The sequence below is a fragment of the Spirosoma agri genome (assembly GCF_010747415.1).
Classification (GTDB): Bacteria; Bacteroidota; Bacteroidia; order Cytophagales; family Spirosomataceae; genus Spirosoma; species Spirosoma agri.
In genome coordinates, this window is the sequence record NZ_JAAGNZ010000001.1 from 1,069,448 (window position 1) to 1,088,954 (window position 19,507).

Annotated in this window: 19 protein-coding genes; 13 read left to right on the forward strand and 6 right to left on the reverse strand. The window is 50.1% G+C overall.

Annotated elements, in window-relative coordinates; all coding sequences use genetic code 11:
* Positions 1-65: 65 nt before the first annotated feature.
* Positions 66-890, reverse strand: a complete 825-nt coding sequence (gene rlmB, locus GK091_RS04455; RefSeq protein ID WP_164035405.1) for a 23S rRNA (guanosine(2251)-2'-O)-methyltransferase RlmB — start codon at positions 888-890, stop codon at positions 66-68.
* Positions 863-2,272 (reverse strand): GWxTD domain-containing protein, encoded by a 1,410-nt coding sequence (locus tag GK091_RS04460; protein ID WP_164035406.1) that lies wholly within the window; start codon positions 2,270-2,272, stop codon positions 863-865. Before GK091_RS04460 ends, rlmB begins: the two co-directional genes overlap by 28 nt.
* Positions 2,273-2,596: 324 nt before the next feature.
* Here GK091_RS04460 and GK091_RS04465 point away from each other — a divergent pair, with 324 nt between their 5' ends.
* The 4 genes from GK091_RS04465 (at position 2,597) to GK091_RS04480 (ending at position 6,723) form a co-directional block, all read left to right on the forward strand.
* Entirely contained in the window at positions 2,597-3,379 is a 783-nt protein-coding gene (locus GK091_RS04465) for a class I SAM-dependent methyltransferase (RefSeq protein ID WP_164035407.1), read from the forward strand.
* A 68-nt stretch (positions 3,380-3,447) separates the two neighbouring features.
* Positions 3,448-4,533, forward strand: coding sequence for a lipase family protein (locus GK091_RS04470; RefSeq protein WP_164035408.1), 1,086 nt, complete (start codon positions 3,448-3,450; stop codon positions 4,531-4,533).
* A 254-nt stretch (positions 4,534-4,787) separates the two neighbouring features.
* On the forward strand, positions 4,788-6,167 hold the full coding sequence (locus tag GK091_RS04475) for a WD40/YVTN/BNR-like repeat-containing protein (RefSeq protein WP_212592942.1): 1,380 nt from the start codon (positions 4,788-4,790) through the stop codon (positions 6,165-6,167).
* 7 nt (positions 6,168-6,174) lie between these two features.
* Positions 6,175-6,723 carry a hypothetical protein gene (locus tag GK091_RS04480; protein WP_164035409.1) on the forward strand — a complete coding sequence of 183 codons (549 nt, stop codon included), beginning with the start codon at positions 6,175-6,177 and terminating at the stop codon, positions 6,721-6,723.
* A 115-nt stretch (positions 6,724-6,838) separates the two neighbouring features.
* On the opposite strand, the gene GK091_RS04485 is transcribed toward GK091_RS04480, so the two are convergent.
* Complete coding sequence (locus GK091_RS04485) at positions 6,839-7,912, reverse strand: App1 family protein (RefSeq protein ID WP_164035410.1); 1,074 nt, start codon at positions 7,910-7,912, stop codon at positions 6,839-6,841.
* Positions 7,913-7,959: 47 nt separating this feature from the next.
* Here GK091_RS04485 and GK091_RS04490 point away from each other — a divergent pair, with 47 nt between their 5' ends.
* Positions 7,960-8,832, forward strand: coding sequence for a diacylglycerol/lipid kinase family protein (locus tag GK091_RS04490; RefSeq protein ID WP_164035411.1), 873 nt, complete (start codon positions 7,960-7,962; stop codon positions 8,830-8,832).
* Positions 8,833-8,888: 56 nt separating this feature from the next.
* On the opposite strand, the gene fdhD is transcribed toward GK091_RS04490, so the two are convergent.
* Complete coding sequence (gene fdhD, locus GK091_RS04495) at positions 8,889-9,740, reverse strand: formate dehydrogenase accessory sulfurtransferase FdhD (protein ID WP_164035412.1); 852 nt, start codon at positions 9,738-9,740, stop codon at positions 8,889-8,891.
* 109 nt (positions 9,741-9,849) lie between these two features.
* Here fdhD and GK091_RS04500 point away from each other — a divergent pair, with 109 nt between their 5' ends.
* The 3 genes from GK091_RS04500 to GK091_RS04510 are packed head-to-tail and all read left to right on the forward strand — an operon-like array spanning position 9,850 to position 11,216.
* On the forward strand, positions 9,850-10,056 hold the full coding sequence (locus GK091_RS04500) for a DUF4177 domain-containing protein (RefSeq protein WP_164035413.1): 207 nt from the start codon (positions 9,850-9,852) through the stop codon (positions 10,054-10,056).
* Positions 10,057-10,064: 8 nt separating this feature from the next.
* Entirely contained in the window at positions 10,065-10,394 is a 330-nt protein-coding gene (locus tag GK091_RS04505) for a nucleotide pyrophosphohydrolase (protein WP_164035414.1), read from the forward strand.
* A gap of 12 nt (positions 10,395-10,406) precedes the next feature.
* On the forward strand, positions 10,407-11,216 hold the full coding sequence (locus GK091_RS04510) for a peptidoglycan-binding domain-containing protein (protein ID WP_164035415.1): 810 nt from the start codon (positions 10,407-10,409) through the stop codon (positions 11,214-11,216).
* On the opposite strand, the gene GK091_RS04515 is transcribed toward GK091_RS04510, so the two are convergent.
* Complete coding sequence (locus GK091_RS04515; RefSeq protein ID WP_164035416.1) at positions 11,199-11,705, reverse strand: hypothetical protein; 507 nt, start codon at positions 11,703-11,705, stop codon at positions 11,199-11,201. The two genes, GK091_RS04510 and GK091_RS04515, sit on opposite strands and share 18 nt — an antisense overlap.
* 127 nt (positions 11,706-11,832) lie before the next feature.
* Between GK091_RS04515 and GK091_RS04520 the strand changes: the two genes are divergently transcribed.
* From GK091_RS04520 to GK091_RS04540, 5 genes are all read left to right on the forward strand, one after another.
* Positions 11,833-14,223 carry a penicillin acylase family protein gene (locus tag GK091_RS04520; protein ID WP_164035417.1) on the forward strand — a complete coding sequence of 797 codons (2,391 nt, stop codon included), beginning with the start codon at positions 11,833-11,835 and terminating at the stop codon, positions 14,221-14,223.
* Positions 14,224-14,378: 155 nt separating this feature from the next.
* The gene (locus GK091_RS04525) at positions 14,379-15,383 is read left to right on the forward strand and encodes a DUF2278 family protein (RefSeq protein WP_164035418.1); all 1,005 of its coding nucleotides are present in this window, start codon (positions 14,379-14,381) and stop codon (positions 15,381-15,383) included.
* A 111-nt stretch (positions 15,384-15,494) separates the two neighbouring features.
* The gene (argS, locus tag GK091_RS04530; protein WP_164040558.1) at positions 15,495-17,294 is read left to right on the forward strand and encodes an arginine--tRNA ligase; all 1,800 of its coding nucleotides are present in this window, start codon (positions 15,495-15,497) and stop codon (positions 17,292-17,294) included.
* 66 nt (positions 17,295-17,360) lie between these two features.
* On the forward strand, positions 17,361-17,978 hold the full coding sequence (locus tag GK091_RS04535) for a glutathione peroxidase (RefSeq protein WP_164035419.1): 618 nt from the start codon (positions 17,361-17,363) through the stop codon (positions 17,976-17,978).
* 99 nt (positions 17,979-18,077) lie between these two features.
* The gene (locus tag GK091_RS04540; protein ID WP_164035420.1) at positions 18,078-18,989 is read left to right on the forward strand and encodes a 1,4-dihydroxy-2-naphthoate polyprenyltransferase; all 912 of its coding nucleotides are present in this window, start codon (positions 18,078-18,080) and stop codon (positions 18,987-18,989) included.
* Positions 18,990-19,019: 30 nt separating this feature from the next.
* Here GK091_RS04540 and GK091_RS04545 read toward each other — a convergent pair whose 3' ends face one another.
* Complete coding sequence (locus tag GK091_RS04545; protein WP_246202141.1) at positions 19,020-19,421, reverse strand: hypothetical protein; 402 nt, start codon at positions 19,419-19,421, stop codon at positions 19,020-19,022.
* Positions 19,422-19,507: the final 86 nt, after the last annotated feature.

A 19,507-nucleotide genomic window follows, 5' to 3' on the forward strand; every position in this document is an offset into this window, starting at 1 on the left:
CAGGAGGGGCATTTTCGTGTTTGTATTGATCCGCTCTAAAGCAACCATCTGTACCGAAGTAGCGCTTACTCGGCGCTGACCGGTATGCTTCGTTGCCGAACGGCTTCGTAGAGGACTACCCCCGTTGCCACCGATACGTTCAGTGAGCCGACTGCGCCGAGAAGCGGAATTTTAACGTGGTTGTCAGCCATACGCAACAGTTCGGGTGAAATACCATCTTCCTCCGATCCCATGATCACGGCAATGGGACCCGTAAGATCGGTACTGCGTTCGTAAAGGTCGCGGCTTGATTTTTCCGTACAGGCCACAACTGTAATCCCTGATTCCTGTAAATATTTTATCGTTTCAGCCAGTTCCGGCTCGCGGCAAACCGAAATATGGTTGAGCGCACCCGACGACGTTTTCATCGCATCGGAGTTGATGGCCGCAGCCCCACGTCCGGGAATAACGATGCACTGGACACCCGTACATTCGGCTGTCCGGGCAATGGCTCCAAAATTCCGAACGTCGGTTATGCGGTCGAGAAGCAGGAAAAACGGCGTTTCGCCCCGCTCATACACATCGGCGATAACGTTGGAAAGCTTGACGTACTGGACCTGCGCAATGAGACAGACAACACCCTGGTGATTTTTTCGGGTCAGCCGATCGAGCCGTTCGACCGGTACACGCTGAATGGTGACGCGGTTTTGAAAGGCCAGATTTTGAATATCGGGGTTGCTCAACCCCTTTTCCATGTATAGTTTGTCAATCTGCTGATCGGACTTGAGCGTCTCGATAACAGACTGAATACCGAACACCATTTCGTCGGGTTCAGGGCGAAACTGGGGTCTTGAATTGGTATTTCTATTCGTATTCGGGCGATTTACTCGCGGATTGCGCCGGTTCTCCATGCTTCGACAATCGGGTACCAAATCGGCTGATACTCAATGTAGCGCACCAGTTCGTAATGATCCTCGACAAATTGATTCGGTTTCTTGGTAAAGGTAAAATTAACTTCCGAGACATTGGCCCGGCGATTATAAACCCACACTTCGCGCTCGCGGTTCCGTTGCACACGATCAGGAGCACCCAGGACGATATAAATCATCCCTTTATCGGTCTTCCAGCCTTCTTTGTAGCTCGTAAATAACCGATTGGCCTCTTCAACCCGATCAAAATACGCTTTGAGCGTTTTCCGGGCAACCTCTTCATTGCCCGACATCAGACTCAGCCAGTAGCGATCGAATGCTTTTTTAACATCCTGCGCCTGGTTCAATTCGCCAATCTCACTGCTGGTACTCATGTACAGCACCGGTTTGATCAGCTTTTCGGGGCGGGTCATCTTGGGGAAACGCTTATCAGCGACGACCAAGCCAATGCCCGACTCCGCCGTCGTGTCTTCCACGAAATAGTACAGACCTTCGCGTGGAATGATGAATGGCTGATTTGTCGTAATGGTCAGTGTTGAATCAACGTTCAGTGATCGCGCGGCTGGTTTGGGCGACGTGTTCATAGGCGATGACGCTGCCTCGAAGTCGTGCCGGTAGCGAAAACCGAACAGCGGTTTGCTGGTGCCGTTTACGTCGCGAATAATAACCGTATCGCCTGCGTTCACATAGTTGCGTAGTTGCGGCTGCTTCCCGTTTTTATCGAATAGAGAGTACTGGTCACTGAGTTTAGGAGATTTGAAACGAAGTGTAAGATCATTCCGCGCTTTAGCCCCGTTGTTGGTTTCCGTAATTTCCGTCAGCAAAACAGCGGTTGTAATGTCTTTTTTATCGGATGCGACAGGGCGTTTTACGTCAAACGTTAAGGTCAGGTAGTCATTCTCGTAGCCAACGTTCTGCGTTGTCAATTGAATATTTCCGTAACCCAGCCGTTCCCGATTGTTATAATCGGGATACATGACGTAAGCGATCTGAAAATGTTCAATAAAATCCGTTGGGTTGACGATGGGTTCGCCCTTGGGCGTTTTAGCCGTCAGGTTCATAAATACCCGAACGGAGCTGGTATCGATAGCCAGAAACTTGCCTTTGATGGAGGTGACAACCCAGTCACCAACCTGCTTTGGTCCCGCTGTTGGCGTTGAGCTGGGGGTAACGGCGGGCCTGTCATTTAGTTTTATGGGTGCGGCTGTAGCCGGTGGTGCTGCCGGTCGATCGCTCTGGGTCGAGTTGCGACGGGCTTCCGTACGAGCCTCGTAGGCAGCCGTGGCACGATCCTGCTGCGTTTTTTTGCTGGTTGAGCAGGCCAATACGAATAGACTAAGCAGTAAAGCTGACAGAATACGCATAAACAATACGAATCTCGCGTGTTTCGAATAAGAAAATGGTTGACTATAGCCTTTAGCTTGCTACCATACAACGATCTGGTAGACGCGCTGTACGACAAAAGTTAAAATGCCTGCATTTATAACGAAAAAATAGCTGCGTTCACGTTAAGGGAGCGGTTCATTTTTCTTTACTTAACCACAAAAGACTAATTTTGTCGATTGAATTGCAAACGAAGACGCTGGATAGAAGACGCTAGAGGGTGGATTCGCCGTTGATTCGCTGAAATAGGCAGACAACCAACGGTCCAGTCTCCGAAATCCACAGTCCACTGTCACAGGAACGATATGTACAAAACCACCGAAATTACTTCTGCCGAAATTGCCTCGGACAATCCTGTTCACCAACGGTTGCTATTTCCCTACGTTGAAGCGGCAACGATCGTCAGCGGTAATGTGCTCGAAATCGGGTGTGGTTGGGGCCGTGGCCTCGAACTACTCACCAAAGCTGCCGGTCATTACACGGGTATTGATAAGAATACTGAGTTGATTGCCGCCCTTAGTGCCGAATATCCACAGTCTACTTTTATTGCGGCCAGTATTCCGCCCCTTACGAGTGCCAATGGGCTACCAATTCCTGACAATACGTTCGATTTTATTGTCACGTTTCAGGTAATTGAGCACATCGAAAATGATGACCTGTTTATCCGCGAGGCTCATCGCGTGCTGAAACCCGGTGGTAAACTGCTACTGACTACGGTCAATAAAACGTTCTCGCTGACCCGTAACCCCTGGCATGTCCGGGAATATTACGCCGACGGGCTCAGAAATCTGATCGGCCGTTATTTTTCGTCGGTCGATGACAAAGGGATTCACGGCAATGGCAAGGTGATGACGTATTATGAGCAGAATAAGCAGTCGGTCAAAAAGCTGACGCGCTTCGATATCTTCAACTTACAGTACAAACTGCCCCGTCGACTGTTGCAGGTTCCCTACGACCTGATGAACCGCCTGAATCGCAACCGGCTCCTAAAAGCCGATGGTATTGCCGCCGAAATCAACTATACCGACTATCTGGTCAGTAAAGATCCTGCCGGAAGCCTTGATTTCTTTTACATCGCGACAAAGTAACAGAAGCGCTGTTCGTTGTTTGTCGGTCAGGATTTTCCCTTATTGCATTCGTAAGACTCCCTTGTCGTATGAAAATCCTGTACAACTATAGCCTAATTGTCTTTTGTCTGCTGGTTTCCTATCGGTCAGTCGCTCAGTCGGGCCGTCTTAAACCCGGTTTCGAGAAAGCGGAACTTATTGACATGCTGAAAGTAGCGGGGGGCCATGTCGATTCCGTTACGATTGGTATGCCTGAACGATACAAGAAACTGTACCGTTCGCCGATCGTTGGTCTCGATAACCGCTGGGAATTATGGCAGCGCGATGACGGTGTGGGGGTAATCAGCATTCGGGGCACAACGCTTGATCCGCTGGGCTGGCTGGAAAATTTCTATGCCGCCATGATACCGGCCACCGGCCAGTTGCAGCTGAGTGAGACGGAATCGTTCTCTTACAAACTGGCAAAAAATCCACGAGCGGCTGTTCATGCAGGCTGGGTGATCGGCATGGCCTATCTAGTCAAGGACATCATGCCCAAACTGGATTCCTGCATTCAGAAGGGGACAAAAGAGTTCATCGTAACGGGCGATAGCCAGGGTGGAGCCATTTCTTTTCTGATGACCTCGTACTTAACTAGTCAGCTGGGAAACCGGCTCCCCGCCGATGTTCGCCTGAAGACCTATTGCATTGCTGCGCCCAAGCCGGGTAATCTTTCGTACGCCTACGATTACGAAGTGATAACGCAGGGCGGCTGGGGATTCAATGTCGTTAATTCGGCGGACTGGGTCCCCGAAATACCGATGTCGATCCAGACATCCAATGATTTCAACCAGACGAATCCATTCGTCGGTGTACCGCAGATGATCCGGAAGCAGAAATTCTTTAACCGGATTGCGCTCAATTACGCGTTCAACAAGTTAGACAAACCGACCAAGAAGGCCCAGAAGCAATACCAGCGGTTCTTAGGCACGTACATTGAGCGCATTGTTGGTAAAAACCTGCCCAACTATCAGGCACCGGCCTATGTCGAGAGTAATCATTACGTACGCACCGGGCAGACCATCGTGCTGGATGCTGACGAGGTTTACTACCAGCAATTCCCGAACGATACGAAAAAATTATTCATGCATCATTTTCTAAAGCCTTACTTATTTCTGGCCAATCGCCTGAAATAAACCAGGAGGCTAGCAGTTTTACTCATAGAAATACCATAAAAAAGGGATTGATTTATCGGCTAAAAAGTACCTCATTTAATTCAATTGATGAAGCGAATTTAGTTATCGGCAGTCGATTATACTTTTGCCCTGATTTTAAGTTTTTACTGACAGCCGATTACTAAATTCGATTACCTTAAATACATAATCTATTCGTGTAACTAAAAAAAGTACTGTATTTGCTTACTCTTCTTCACGAGAAATAAGCAAATAATATGGATATTTCTTCTAGATATTTTAGTCAATTAAAACGTAAAGATCCTGCAATCATTTTGAACTTATGGGCTTTTTTAGTGGCCGCTTATCGGGTTGGTAAACTTGTCGAGCTCCTCTCTTTTGTCGTATGGGAGTGCAGACATAGAGTAGGGTTATTCTCCCGAGACCGATATGTGAAATTTACCGATGATACTTGTCCTTCTCTGGGCGTAGATACCGATCTGGCTATACAAAGCAGTGAATTCTTAAATCGTGAGGGTTTTTGTTTCGAGCCAGTACCGATAGACTGGAAGTATTGTTTTGAGGCTCCGGACGGCACACTTTGGGGAACCCGGTATTCAGATAACAATAAATTGGTTTACAGTATTGACGGAAGTATATCGGTTACGATTGCCTATGAGTTTTTGCATTCAATAAGTTCTCTTTACATTAATTCGCAAGGGTACTTATTTGTTTGTGTCGAGGGTACTATTTATAAAAGTTCAGATTGTGGACTAAGCTTCAAGAAGGTTTTATCGCTCTCCAGTTCAATCAGCTACTTTCTATTCAATAACGGCATGACTGAATTGCCGGATCGGACGTTGTTTATTGGGGAGTATGGGTCTATCTGGCGGAGAAACAACTGGCAAAACCTGGCATTTCTGTACTATTCTACTGATGGTGGGGATACTTGGACGATGACTGATTTTCTAGTTCGCGAAGGCGCAAATAAACATATTCACGTAGTGAAATATTGTGAACGATTGGCCGCCCTTTTATTGACCGATGGTGATAATAAAAAACGAGCTTGGATTAATTCATCGTTGACGCATTTCGACGAACGCACCACTCGCAGGCAATCGTTCGGGTGGAGACTGGTTACCAAATTTCACCATCAGACGGGGGGCTATCTTGCCGTCACTGAAACGAAGAATTGTGTGCTTTTGGGTAGTGATTACCTGGGCGGTACAAACTTCATTGTCAGGACCCTCGACGGGCGTCGATTCGAGAAGTCGGTAATGCCTGATCCTTATCGTCGTAGCCCGATAATGAATATGACAACGACGCAGTCAAGAGCATGTCAGGAGGTGTGGGCCTTCTCGTACAGCTGTTTATCGACTACGTCAAAATCATTACTGATGTGCTCAAAAGACGATGGCAAAACGTGGGCTCGGGTCATTGAGTTTGATGGTACTAAAAATGAGGTACGACTGGTGAGTACCTCACAAAGAAAATCGGGGATTTTACATATTGCCATTACGACGTATGGGGATTGTCCTGAAAGTCATCGGCACCAGGTTTACAAGTTAATGCATAAGTCTGCCAGACCAGTTCAAGTCAATGAAGCATCCACTTTTACTACTACTGCTAATCATAGCGAGTTGTCGGTCATCCAGTGAGGAGACAATGCCCGTACAACCTGTACCGTTGGTTGAGCAGCCGCCACGACAAACGGCAGATACGACCATCATTTATTTAATAAAAGAAGGAGACCATTACTGTCAGCAAAGTCATCTGGAATATATAACTAAATCAACAATTTCTTTCGAGGCAACCTTTAATAAATCCGCTAGTTACCAGACTAAAGATCCCGAAAAACAAGGTGACGTCAATAAGTTGTACGGGTTCTCTGACTGTAAGGATTCACACCAAACAAACAGTGCCCGCTTTGGCTGGAACTGGCAGGACAATGCGCTCCATATCTACGCATACCATTATCGATCCGGGGAACTGCTGTTTCAATCTATTGGTACAGCACAACTTGATCGCATGTATCGGTATCAGATTTCGATTGAAGGGAATCAGTACAAGTTTCGATTCGATGGTAAAGAGGTTTCGGTGGACCGAGGATGTTCGGACACCACGCAGTTTAGCCGGTATAAATTGTATCCTTACTTTGGTGGAGAAGAACTGGCACCACACGATGTAACGATCGCCATTCGCGAACTGTATTAGTTGCCGCTTTTTAGTTGTAGCGATTGCTACGAATCCCCTCTGCCGCCTGCTGACATAGTTCCGCAAGTGATCGCGTATGTCGAGTTACCCGATGATTCCTGCTGCAATCTCTCGACTAAGAGGCTACCAGCCCGATGCTGACCGAATGCTGGTGGGCTTCGGAGCTATTGGAAAAATAACAGCAGGACACGCCAGCCGCCACAATTTTATCGACAAGCTCCTGCGTTTGGGGCTGTTTTTTAGGCTGAATTCGTCGAATGTAGACGCAGCGAATCTGCTGGGGAAAATGCTTGACAACCGACTCGTAAATAGTGGGGTCCATCTGCGAGTCGTCGCCCAGTAAGATGAATTGTTGAGCCGGATAGGTCTCGATGATCCGCACAATTCGGTCGAACTTGGTCAGGTGCTTGGTTTTTCCGGTCTGCAACACCTGCGCTAACTGTTTAAGCTGACTCAGCATGTAAACACCTTCGGGCAGCCCGTTTTTTCGGGAAAATTCCAGAATATAGTCATACAGATTCCACTCACTGCTCGATACGTAGAAGAATGGATTGGATGCATTCGCACCACTGTCGGCTTCGGCCAGTAGTTGGTAGTGCGCAACAACGCCATCGAACGGCTCCCGGCTATGGGCGTTCTCGGTCAGTAAAACCAACAGCCGTTTGGCAATGGTAGCCGAGTGCGAAATCAGAAAGGTATCGTCGATATCAGAAATACAGATAAAGCGCGTTGGGTGCGGAATCAGTACTTTTCCTTTGCCTTCGGCCAGCACCTTTTCCGGCGAAATCATCTGTGAAACAAGTGCCGCACGAACGGAATGCCAGCCGGGTGGCAAAGCTTGCTGTAAGGGCAGATCGAGCCTGAAATACCCATCGACATCCGTTTGTATCTGCGCTGTTTGTTCGCCTAAACTGACCCGAACCGTCGCGCGGGGGTAGGGCCGGACAAGGAATAGCCGTATGACAGCCAAGAGATTAACGAGTGGACTATCCCGATACTTCTTGCGGGGAAGGGCACTCCGCCGAAACACATGGCCGTGGATGGTTAGGTGATTATCGTTGCCAAATCCCCGATACACCTGCACAACGGGTTGGTCGGTCAGGCGCAGCCATGTTAAGAATTTTCGCGTCAGCTTACCTTTAAGGCTTAAATTTTGTTTAGTAGCTATTGACTGTTGCTCGATATCCATAAAGTTTAGGGGTGCACGCCACTAATAACCTATAATCCGCTCAGAAGTTGGTCTTTTTATTCGCAATTAATCCAGTTTCCGGCGGCAAAGCCAAAACAGACTGGGAAACCGGTATAACCAATTATTTCAAGGACTCGCCCCACAATGCTGAACTTCTACTGCTTGACGGGAAGACGGACGAGAAACGGTTAAATGAGAAAATTGCTCAGCTGAAGCCCGATCGGGTGGTAGCCGTTGGGGGTGATGGAACAATTAAATTTGTAGCCGAACAACTGCTGGATACGAAGATTCCGCTGGGCATTTTACCGGCTGGTTCTGCCAACGGAATGGCCCGCGAACTTGGTATTCCCCCCGATGTAGAAGGAAGCCTGAATGTGCTGGTCGATGGCGTATTAAAACCGACTGATCTGATTTCGGTGAATGGTGAAATTTGCCTCCACCTGGCCGACATTGGGCTTAATGCGCAATTGGTCAAGCATTACCAGCAGAATAATCTCCGGGGGAAACTGGGCTACCTGCGCGGGGTGGTGAACGTCTTGCAAAAGCACAGGCTACTACGGCTGGATATCAAGCTGGGCGACGAATGTATTTCGCGGGCCGCCTTTATGATCGTACTGGCCAATGCACGTATGTATGGCACGGGCGCGATCATCAACCCCGACGGTGATCCGTTCGACGGGAAATTTGAAGTCGTTATTTTTCGTCGGTTGTCGTTCTGGGAAATCCTGAAACTATTCTGGCGGTATCGGCCATTCGACCCGAAAAAGATCGAAATCTTTCCGGCAACGTCCGTCACGATTGAAACGCACCGCAAAGCGTATTTTCAAACGGATGGCGAGTATGTTGGCCGAATTACGAAGCTACAGGCCGACATTCGACCTGGTGCGTTAACGATGATCGTACCGAAGCCGGTTGACTGAACGATACCGCGTCATCCAGACAGCCTACGCTTGCTCGAATGACGCGGTAAATTTGCTCAGACAGATAACGGCTGCTGTAGGCTGACCCGTTCCGGCTTGTTGTAGAGGTTGAATCGCTCGTTGCGGACAAAACCCGCCATGGTTATACCGGCTTCCTGCGCCATCTGAACCGCCAGACTCGACGGCGCTCCGACGGCAGCCAGCAAGGGGACACCCGCCATCCAGCTTTTCTGAACAAGTTCAACACCAATGCGTCCGCTCAGGAATATACCGAATTGGCTCAGTGGCAGCCAGTTTTGCCAGAAGGCAGCCCCGATGAGTTTGTCCAGTGCATTGTGTCGGCCAATATCTTCCCGAATGAGCAAAAGCTTTCCGTCGGCGTCGAACAGGGCAGCGGCATGGATACCGCCCGTGTACGCGAAGGCGCGTTGGGTTTCCCGAACGCGGTCCGGTAGCGCATGAAGAACGGCTGGTTCGAGCAAAAAGTCAGCGTCAATGGGGCCGGGCGTCAAGGCCATGACCGCATCGATCGTGGTTTTGCCGCAAAGCCCGCAACTCGATGAAGTAAATGTATTTCGGGTTAGTCGGGACCAGTCGACAACCACGTCGGGATTGAGTTCGACCCGCATGACGTTACCTTCTTTCGCCGAATCCTGAACGCAATGGCGGCAGGAAATAACGTCGGTCGATTTATGAATAATGCCTTCCGTAAACAGGAAACCCATTGCCAACTCTTCGTCGTGTCCGGGGGTGCGCATCGTCACGGCGACGCTGCGCTGCTGACGGTCATCAACGGGGCCGAAACCGAGCCGAATTTCAAGCGGTTCCTCAACGGCGAGTAAGTCGGGTACTTCGATCAGGCTGCTGCCGGTAATTTTCTGAATAGTAACGGGCGCGACGAGAGACATGATTTTTAGCTTTTGTGTATAACGTCCGCTGGTCCGGTAAAGTTGGTTTAATTGATTGCTGGCTACTTATCTTCGTGGAATAAATGCTAGCCTGCAAATCGCCATTACGATGAAAAAATTTGAATACCGCGTTTTAGACGTTGCTGCCGGGGGAGGATTCTGGACCGGAGGTGGCGCAATCGATGTTCAGGAGCTGACAGACAAACTCAACGAATTGGGGCAGCAGGGCTGGGAAGTCGTCTCGTCTGTCGATCTGAACATGACTCAAGGGCAATCACGGGCTATCATTGTGATGCTGAAGCGGCAAATTAATTAGACCACACTATGACAATCAAGGACGCGCAGACTACCGTTGATGACTGGATCAAAACCGTTGGCGTTCGGTATTTCAACGAACTGACCAACATGGCCATGCTAACCGAAGAAGTTGGTGAGGTTGCCCGGATCATTGCCCGTCGCTACGGCGAACAATCGGAGAAAGAGTCGGATAAGAACAAAGATCTGGGTGATGAAATGGCCGACGTACTGTGGGTACTTATCTGCCTGGCGAACCAGACGGGTGTTGACCTGACCGAGGCATTTGCCAAAAATCTGGAGAAGAAGAACATACGGGATGCAACGCGACATCTGAACAATAAGAAACTGAGCGAATAGGCCGAACGTAGTATGATCAAGACCGCCTATCAGCAGGAATTACTGTTTACCGGTGTAGTGAAAAAAGGGAGTCAGGGAACCGATGTTGTGCGGGTTCAGGAATGGCTGTGTCTGAATGCGTTACGCTATCCGAAAATTGCGCTCATTACCACTATTGATGGACAGTTTGGTCCGGCGACCGAGTTGGCGGTGAAGAATTTTCAGGCGGTATTTAAACTGACTAAAACGGGTATCGTCACGGATGCGTTGTTTGCCCGGCTTAATGCTCCGCTGTCGGTGGCTTTTCAGGCAAAATCGACGGTCAAGGATATTCGTAAAGCTGTTTTGCAACTCGCAGGTGTTCACCTCAACCAACGATCGGCTGAGCTACAGACGGATGAGGGGCAAAATAGAGGCCCCTGGGTGCGTAGTTATTGCGATGGAAACGACGGCCCCCTGTTCAAATGGTGCGTTGGTTTTGTGCAAACGGTACTGGATCAGGCTGCGTCGGAAAGAGGGCGCACTTTTACCGCAATTATGCCCCATACGCTCAGCTGCGATGTAATGGCCCGAAGCGGTATCGAAACCGGGCGATTGACGAAATCGGCCGTAGTCCGTAAGAAGCCTAAGCTTATCCGCCCCGGTGATGTGTTTCTGCTGCGTAATCCGGACAATGACGACTGGTTTCACATGGGTATCATTACCGCAAGTGCTGGTGACGTTATCGAGACGCTGGAAGGAAACACCGATCTGAAAGGCAGCAGTAACGGAACCGCCGTGTTCGCCCGCGTTCGTAACATACAGAAAGCAACGATTGATGTGTTCTCAATTGAAGGCTTGTAGCGACTGCCCATCCGGTAATTTGCCTTCGATGATGTGGTCGGTCAGCAAGCGCTTAACCACGCTCCGGGGCGGCAGCTGCTCACCCAGAGTGGGATCCGATGAGATCATTGCCTTCCAGAAAGCCTGCCCGGTGGCTACGGATTTCATCTCGGCATTGTATTCGTAGTTCGCGCTGTTGTAGCGGCTGTAGTGTCCTGTTTTACTTAACTCAAGTGTTAAGATGACTTCGCTCTGGCAATTCTCCGCCTGTTTTTTTATGGCTTCGTCGGGATTATCGAACGCCAACGGGCTAAGGGCTACCGTACAGACTTCGTAGCCACTGGGAAATGAGGTAAGAAAACTTTCTGCGTAACGGTCGGGTGCTTTCCGCATTTTCGTGACAACCAGAATGCGCTTGAATGCGGGAACCGCATCTGATTTCGTGTTAGACTGTATGGTTACACAGCCTGCCAGCAGGCTAATGAGCAGGAACGCAGCGATCGTTTTCATAATCGGTAAGCTTTTGGATTTATCCCATTATAGAAGTAACGAAAGTTAGATAGTATGGTTGTTAAAAGCTAGTTAAAGTTGATGTCCCGAGATTGTTATTATCTTACTTCGGAAACCACTCAACGAAATGGTCCGATCCCTGCTGCTCCTGTTGCTTCTTTTCTCCGTTTTTTCTGTCCATTCGCAATCGACTATTGGCCTTCAGCAACCTGTCGAAGTAATCAAGGATCGGTGGGGTGTTAATCATATTTACGCCAAGAATGAACATGATCTGTTTTTTGTACAGGGCTATTCAGCCGCTCAGGACCGACTGTTTCAGCTGGAACTATGGCGCAGACAGGCAACGGGTACGGTAGCTGAATTGCTTGGGCCGCAGGAAATCAAACGCGATATTGGTGCCCGGCTGTTTCGGTTCAGACCCGATGCCGTTCGGGGTAATATGAACCAGGAATTGCTGCATTATCATCCGCATGGTCCGCAAATTGTACAGGCCTTCGTCGATGGCATCAATGCCTACATCACCGAAATTATGAAAACACCCGAAAAGCTTCCTTTCGAGTTTCGGGTGCTTAACACAAAACCGGGACTGTGGACACCCGAAGTCGTGATTAGCCGCCATCAGGGACTTGCCTATAACGTGCGTGAGGAACTGAATTACGGTCGGCTGGTGAAGCTGATCGGGGCCGACAAGCTGCGCGAACTGCAATGGTTTCACCCGACCGCAACCGCCAGTGAGCCAGACCTGACGCTGCGTGTCAACGGGGATGAACTCTTTCAGCCCATCCTCGAATTATACGAAGCGTTTCGTCTACCCCTGAAGTTCAAGGGCCTGCCCACCAAAGCCGATGAGGACGAAGCCCGGCGGGCTGGTGAAGGAAAAGACCAGATCGACGAGTGGTTCGACATCGAAAAGCAGTACGTCGGGTCGAACAACTGGGTCATTTCGGGCGATAAATCGGCGAGTGGCTATCCGATGCTGGCTAACGATCCGCACCGGGCGCAGTCCACACCATCACTGCGCTACTGGGTGCACCTCAGCGCACCGGGCTGGAACGTGATTGGGGCAGGAGAGCCGACACTGCCCGGCATATCGATCGGGCACAACGACTACGGCGCGTGGGGACTGACAATTTTTGAGACCGATAACGAAGATCTGTACGTCTATGAAACCAATCCGGCTAATCCGAACCAGTACCGCTACAAAGGCCAGTGGGTGACCATGAAAACGCTGACGGAAACGATTCCGGTGAAAGGAGGGCAGCCGGTTCGGGCCGAACTGAAATACACACGGCACGGTCCGGTGGTGTTCGAAGATAAACAGCATCATAAAGCCTACGCCGTTCGGGCGGGGTGGCTCGAAAAGGGCAGTGCGCCGTATCTGGCGAGTTTACGAATGAACCAGGCCAAAAACTGGGCCGAATTTCGGCAGGCGTGTACGTACAGCCGGATTCCGGGGGAGAATATGATCTGGGCGGAGCGGCCCACTGCGACTAAGCCCGGTACGATCGGCTGGCAATCCGTTGGCCTGGCCCCCATTCGCAAAAACTTTACGGGTCTGGTTCCGGTGCCGGGTGATGGCCGGTATGAGTGGAGTGGTTACCTGCCGATTCAGCAACTGCCTGGCAAAGTGAATCCGCCGGAAGGGTACGTAGCAACCGCAAACAACAACCTGACGCCCGTCAATTTTCCGTACCGTAACGCCGTCGGCTGGACATGGTCGTCACCGAACCGGGCTCATCGTATCGAAGAGGTGATGAACGATGGTAAACGGAAAACGATGGTCGATTTTATGGCCTTACAGGCTGATTATTTGTCTATTCCGGCCCGGACGCTGGTGCCGTTGCTGCAAAATCTGTTTTCGCCGACGGATCAAACTGAGAAGGCACTAAGCTATTTGCGTCGCTGGGATTACAAACTTGACCCAAGCTCGGTTGCGGCCTCCATTTATGTCGCCTGGGAGGGGCAGCTCAAGCAGGCTGTTTATCAGCAGCAAGTACCGAAAAATGCGCAACCTTATTTTAGAGCACTTCCATCCAAACGCGTTTTCGACGCGCTGCTTATACCAACACTCGCGCGTGATAGCCTGCTGCTTTCCTGCATGGACCGCGCTGTATCGGAACTCGCCGAACGGCTGGGTAGTGACATGGACGACTGGTCGTATGGGCAGCGGAAAAACAAGCACATCACCATCACGCACCCGCTTAGTGATCTGGTTGACAAAGCGATGCAGAAAAAGATCAACTTCGGTCCGGTCGCGCGCGGTGGCTATGGTGAAACCGTCAACGCAACCGCTAATGACCTGAATCAAACGCACGGGGCGTCGTTTCGTATTTTGGTCGATACCGAGAATTGGGACAAAACGCTGGGCGTCAACAGCCCCGGCCAGTCGGGTAATCCCGATAGTCCGCATTACGGCGATCTCTTCCCGATCTGGGCTGAAAATAATTATTTCCCCGTCTACTTCTCGAAAGAAAAAGTGAAATCGGTGGCCGAGCAAACGACAATCATGCGCCCGTAGCTGGCTGATTGCAGGAGCGAACATCCGGACGTAAGCAACTAGATGGGTTGCTATCAAACCGATCAAGTCATTCTGATCACCGAAAATAGGCGTTTATTTGCTTTCAGCTATGTGATGAGGATCGTAGCTTTGGTCCGACAATTTTGCTCACAATTATGCCAATCGCTAACTATTGTGTATTAAAAGGACGGGTTAAAGAGCGTCAGCGGGCTACCCAGCAGATGGCCCATTTTCAGATCCTGATCGAAGATGAGCAGGGCGTTCAGTACCGGGTTGCCGTTAACGCGAAATCGCAAGTGGCTCCCTCGGAAGTGCTTTACTTTTTCAGCGATAACTACTCGCACGAACTGATCGATAAAATCACGCAGGCGAATTTGCCCACGGGTCTGACCACCGTACCCAGCAAACCCAACGGGCCGGCGCTCGACTTTGTGCGACGAAATCTGTTCGATACGACGCAGATGCAGCCCTTGCCGCTGGAGGTGCTAGGTGAGGACAACGATCTCAACGATAAGCTCGATCTGTACGTTAAACGCGCTATCAATAACCCGGATGCGGTGTTGTATGCTTTTGGCGAAACCTGGGGTCCGGAAACAAAGGCCGACCAGTATTTTCATTTCCAGCCCGGTCGTGGCATTCACGATATTCACATGAATCAGGGGAATGTCGGGCAGTTTGTCGCGCAGGACGGAGTCTGGCAGGATGGCGGCATATTGATTCATTTCGCCAGTACCAACCGGTGGGTGGCTTTGTTTCTGGCGTTCCAGTCGCAGTCGTTCCACACCGATGCAAACGGGCACGCCATTTCCGATGCACCGGGAGGACCCGTACCCACGCCACAGACTGCCGACCTACACTTGATCGCAGCACTGGTGAAACCGGTTGCCGGTAAGCCTGAACGCATATACATGCTGAATGCGTCACCCAATGACATCAATCTGGCCGGTTATAGTTTGGTTGATAAAGCGAACCGACGCGAACCGCTGACCGGAACGCTGCCAGCCGGCGACGTGCTGGTGTATGCGCTTACGGGACAACAGGTGGTGCTGAGCAATGATGGCGGCTCGATTAGCCTGCTCGATCCAACCGGGCTGAAGGTTGCGGGTGTATCCTACACGCAGAGTCAGGTAGGTCAGGCCGGAAAATTGGTGGTGTTTTAGCGTGAAGAACAGGGTCGTAATCGCCACTAGTTGACCGGCGGCCCTGTTCTCTGATTTGTAAATCGGTGGTTTGGGGCATTACCTTTGTGATTCGTAATGGAATCCAACCGAATGGACATACAGGAGCAAGTAAAAAGCGACATACAGCAGGCAATCCAGGCACTCTTCCAGACAACCATGGACGACGTGACCTTACAACCAACCAAGAAAGAATTTGAGGGACTTTATACCTTTGTCACCTTTTCGCTAACCAAAGCGCTCCGGCAGGCTCCCGCCCAGATCGGACAGGCTATCGGTACCTGGTTAGCGCAAAACAGCCCGATCGTCAGTGGTTTCAACGTGGTGCAGGGCTTTCTGAACCTTAGCATTGCCGATGCTGCCTGGGTTAATGTACTGAATGCTATTGCGGCCAATCCATCGTTTGGTGTACTACCGAAGAAAGAGCAGTCGGTGATGGTTGAATTTTCGTCGCCCAATACCAACAAACCCCTCCACCTCGGACATCTGCGCAACAACTTTCTGGGTGACTCGGTCAGTCGGATTCTGACCGCTAATGGCTACGATGTTGTCAAAGCCTGCATCGTCAATGATCGCGGCATTCACATTTGCAAGTCCATGCTGGCGTATAAACTGTTCAGCAATGGCGAAACACCGGAGTCGTCGGGCCTGAAGGGTGACCACCTGATCGGGAAATATTACGTGTTGTTCGACAAAGCCTACAAAGCACAGGTTGCCGAAATGGTCGAACAGTGGCAATCTGGTACGCCTGTGACGAAGGAAGAAGCGGAAAAAACGGCTCCGCTGATGCAGGAAGTGCAGCAGATGCTACGGCTGTGGGAGCAGGGCGATCCCGAAACGGTTGCGCTCTGGAGCCAGCTCAATGCCTGGGTGTATGAAGGCTTCGACGCTACGTACCGTACGATTGGCGTCAGTTTTGACAAGACCTACTACGAATCGAATACCTACATCCTGGGTAAGGAAGTCGTTGAAGAAGGCTTGCAGAAGGGCGTTTTCTACCGGAAAGAAGACAGCTCGGTCTGGATCGACTTAACCGAAGAAGGACTCGATCAGAAACTCGTCATGCGTTCAGACGGTACATCGGTATACATGACCCAGGATTTGGGTACGACCGACCTGAAAGCGGAAGATTACCATACCGATCGGCAAATCTGGGTGGTGGGCAACGAACAGGATTACCACTTCAAGGTATTGTTTGCCATTCTGGGCCGGTTGGGCCGGACCTATGCCGACGGTTTGTATCACCTGTCTTACGGCATGGTCGATCTGCCGACGGGTAAGATGAAATCCCGCGAAGGTACGGTTGTCGATGCCGACGATCTGGTTCAGGAAACCATTGATGCGGCTTCTACCGCTGCCGATGAGGCCGCCAAAGGGAAACTCGATGAATTCAGTGAGACCGAAAAAGCAGCTCTTTTCCAGATGTTGGGCCTCGGGGCGCTGAAATATTATCTGTTGAAGGTTGATCCGCAGAAGCGAATGCAGTTCAACCCGGCCGAATCGGTCGATTTACACGGAAACACGGGGCCTTACATTCAGTATGTTCACGCCCGGATTCGGTCGGTTCTGCGGAAAGCCAGCGATATGGGAATTTCGCTGGAAGGGGCCGTTACGGTGTCGCAACTTGACGAGATTGAACAGCAACTGGTGTTCCTGTTGAGCCAGTATCCGCAGCGCGTAGCTGAGGCTGGGGCCGACTATGCTCCATCGTACATTGCGCAGTATGTGTATGAACTGGCGAAGACGTTCAACCAGTTTTATGACAAGCTATCGATCCTGAAAGAAACCGATGCAATCAAGCTACATTCACGGCTAATCCTGTCAAAATCAGTTGGTGAAACTATTCGTTCGTCAATGGGTTTATTGGGCATAGACGTACCTGAGAAAATGTAGAATCCAGCCATTCGTATTCCGCGTACATAGCGTATTGTCCAAACTCTTACGTATAACCAGTTAACCATGAAAAAAGCACTACTGCTGTCGGCCGTTGTTGCCGTAGCATTCATTACATCCAGTTTTATGTCTCTATCAACACTTGTCAAAGGCATCTTCAGCGATAAGAGCGAAGTTGCTGCGGCCCCGGCCAATGCCGCTGCGCCTACAAAAAGTCTGTATGATTTCACGGTTAAATCACTCGACGGCAAACCGGTTTCGCTGAGTGGTTTCAAAGGAAAGAAGGTGGTGATTTTGAACGTCGCATCGAAATGTGGGTTTACGCCACAATACGCCGATTGGGAAAAATTCTACAAAGAGCACGGCAGCAAAATTGTCGTTCTGGGTTTTCCCGCCAATAACTTTGCCAGCCAGGAACCGGGTAGCAGCGAAGACATTGCTGCGTTTTGCCAGAAAAATTATGGGGTGACATTTCCCATGTTTGAAAAAGTAGACGTAGTTGGCGACAACCAGTCTCCGCTGTACAAGTGGCTGACTACTAAGTCGATGAACGGTTGGAACGAAAAAGCACCAACCTGGAATTTCTGCAAATACGTGATCAACGAAAAAGGCGAACTAACGCACTTCTTCGCTTCCAAAGTGAAACCAGAAGACGACGAGTTTAAGAAAGCCGTTGGCATGTAATTGATACTTAAGTAGTCAATGCATGAACGAGCGAACGGGTGAATAGATCGTAATGATCCGTTCACTCGTTCGCTCGTTCATGCATTGACCCATTTACCTATGACGAAAAATTGGATTGCTGCGGCTCGTCCGCGTACGTTACCGCTGTCATTAGCCAGTATCATTCTGGGTAGTTTCCTGGCTGCTGGATCGTCGACAACGACTGGTCATTTCAGCTGGCAGATCGCGCTACTTGCCGCACTAACAACCATCTTTCTGCAAATTCTCTCCAATTTTGCCAACGATTATGGCGATGCCGTATCGGGCAAAGACACTGAGCTGCGGGTAGGTCCACGACGGGCGGTTGCCACGGGTGACATCACCAAAGAAGCGATGATGCGGGCCATTATCGTGACGTCAGTACTATCGCTGGTAAGTGGTATATGGCTGCTTACTGTCGCCTTTTTCGACGCGGGACCGAAGCTTTTCTGGTTTTTTCTAATTCTTGGCCTCTTGAGTATTGCGGCTGCTATTGGGTATACGAATGGAAAGCGTCCCTATGGTTACGCTGGTTTCGGTGATATTGCCGTGCTGCTATTTTTCGGTTGGGTTGGTGTGCTGGGAACGTATTTTCTCCACACGCTTTCCTTTGATCCGATTTTATTATTGCCCGCCACCAGTGTTGGCTTGTTTGCGACGGGCGTTCTGAATATCAATAATATCCGTGATATTGAAACGGATACCATGACGGGTAAACGCTCCATTCCGGCACGCCTGGGTTTGCCGCTGGCTATTCGTTATCACTGGGGCTTACTGATTGCCGGTATGTTCTGCGCGCTGGCGTATTCGTTCCTGACTGAGGCTCCGCTTCCGGGTTACATTTATGTGCTCGCTTTCCCGTTGTTTGTACTAAATGGACGGGCGGTCGCTACGCACAACCGCCCTGTTGAACTCAATGCCCGACTCGGCCAACTCGCTCTGTCTACCCTGCTGTTCGTCGTCCTGTTCGGAGTCAGTCAGCTTATGCGTTAGTTGAACTTTTCGGCAACCAAACTCATTCGGTCAGGCGTTGGCTAGATTCAGCGTACGGTGTAGCTTCAGTAAATGGCGTACTGGCCAATCGGTATTATTGTATGTCTCGAACTGCGACTTGCGGATCGCTAACATGCGCTCAACACATCTGCGTTCAGATTCCGGCATCGTGGCCCACTGAGCAGGCAAATCGTGAAGCAGCTTGTTTATCTGCTGACAGGCAGTTGTCGTAATTTTAAAGTGAGCGGCCAGACACTCTACCTCTGATATTTTCCATAGATCAGGTTTCGTCCGGCGGTTGCGGACTGCCCCACTGCTAAGGCCAAGCACCTCACTTAGCTGTTCATCATTGAGACGACATTCTCGTAAGCGCCACATTACGGCCTGATAGCTGTTAACGAAGGAACGGAGTATGTTTGGTAGATTTTCCATTATACGTATAGTATCTAAATTGTGTGGATAGAACTACTGTGCTTGATATGTATCCAGATTAATATGTATTGTATCGTAAAGTTACC

What these genes read in the sequence shown, in the direction of transcription:
- rlmB (WP_164035405.1), bottom strand. Translation starts at nt 890, where the DNA reads ATGGAGAACCGGCGCAATCCGCGAGTAAATCGCCCGAATACGAATAGA.
- GK091_RS04460 (WP_164035406.1), bottom strand. Translation starts at nt 2,272, where the DNA reads ATGCGTATTCTGTCAGCTTTACTGCTTAGTCTATTCGTATTGGCCTGC.
- GK091_RS04465 (WP_164035407.1), top strand. Translation starts at nt 2,597, where the DNA reads ATGTACAAAACCACCGAAATTACTTCTGCCGAAATTGCCTCGGACAAT.
- GK091_RS04470 (WP_164035408.1), top strand. Translation starts at nt 3,448, where the DNA reads ATGAAAATCCTGTACAACTATAGCCTAATTGTCTTTTGTCTGCTGGTT.
- GK091_RS04475 (WP_212592942.1), top strand. Translation starts at nt 4,788, where the DNA reads ATGGATATTTCTTCTAGATATTTTAGTCAATTAAAACGTAAAGATCCT.
- GK091_RS04480 (WP_164035409.1), top strand. Translation starts at nt 6,175, where the DNA reads ATGCCCGTACAACCTGTACCGTTGGTTGAGCAGCCGCCACGACAAACG.
- GK091_RS04485 (WP_164035410.1), bottom strand. Translation starts at nt 7,912, where the DNA reads ATGGATATCGAGCAACAGTCAATAGCTACTAAACAAAATTTAAGCCTT.
- fdhD (WP_164035412.1), bottom strand. Translation starts at nt 9,740, where the DNA reads ATGTCTCTCGTCGCGCCCGTTACTATTCAGAAAATTACCGGCAGCAGC.
- GK091_RS04500 (WP_164035413.1), top strand. Translation starts at nt 9,850, where the DNA reads ATGAAAAAATTTGAATACCGCGTTTTAGACGTTGCTGCCGGGGGAGGA.
- GK091_RS04505 (WP_164035414.1), top strand. Translation starts at nt 10,065, where the DNA reads ATGACAATCAAGGACGCGCAGACTACCGTTGATGACTGGATCAAAACC.
- GK091_RS04510 (WP_164035415.1), top strand. Translation starts at nt 10,407, where the DNA reads ATGATCAAGACCGCCTATCAGCAGGAATTACTGTTTACCGGTGTAGTG.
- GK091_RS04515 (WP_164035416.1), bottom strand. Translation starts at nt 11,705, where the DNA reads ATGAAAACGATCGCTGCGTTCCTGCTCATTAGCCTGCTGGCAGGCTGT.
- GK091_RS04520 (WP_164035417.1), top strand. Translation starts at nt 11,833, where the DNA reads ATGGTCCGATCCCTGCTGCTCCTGTTGCTTCTTTTCTCCGTTTTTTCT.
- GK091_RS04525 (WP_164035418.1), top strand. Translation starts at nt 14,379, where the DNA reads ATGCCAATCGCTAACTATTGTGTATTAAAAGGACGGGTTAAAGAGCGT.
- argS (WP_164040558.1), top strand. Translation starts at nt 15,495, where the DNA reads ATGGACATACAGGAGCAAGTAAAAAGCGACATACAGCAGGCAATCCAG.
- GK091_RS04535 (WP_164035419.1), top strand. Translation starts at nt 17,361, where the DNA reads ATGAAAAAAGCACTACTGCTGTCGGCCGTTGTTGCCGTAGCATTCATT.
- GK091_RS04540 (WP_164035420.1), top strand. Translation starts at nt 18,078, where the DNA reads ATGACGAAAAATTGGATTGCTGCGGCTCGTCCGCGTACGTTACCGCTG.
- GK091_RS04545 (WP_246202141.1), bottom strand. Translation starts at nt 19,421, where the DNA reads ATGGAAAATCTACCAAACATACTCCGTTCCTTCGTTAACAGCTATCAG.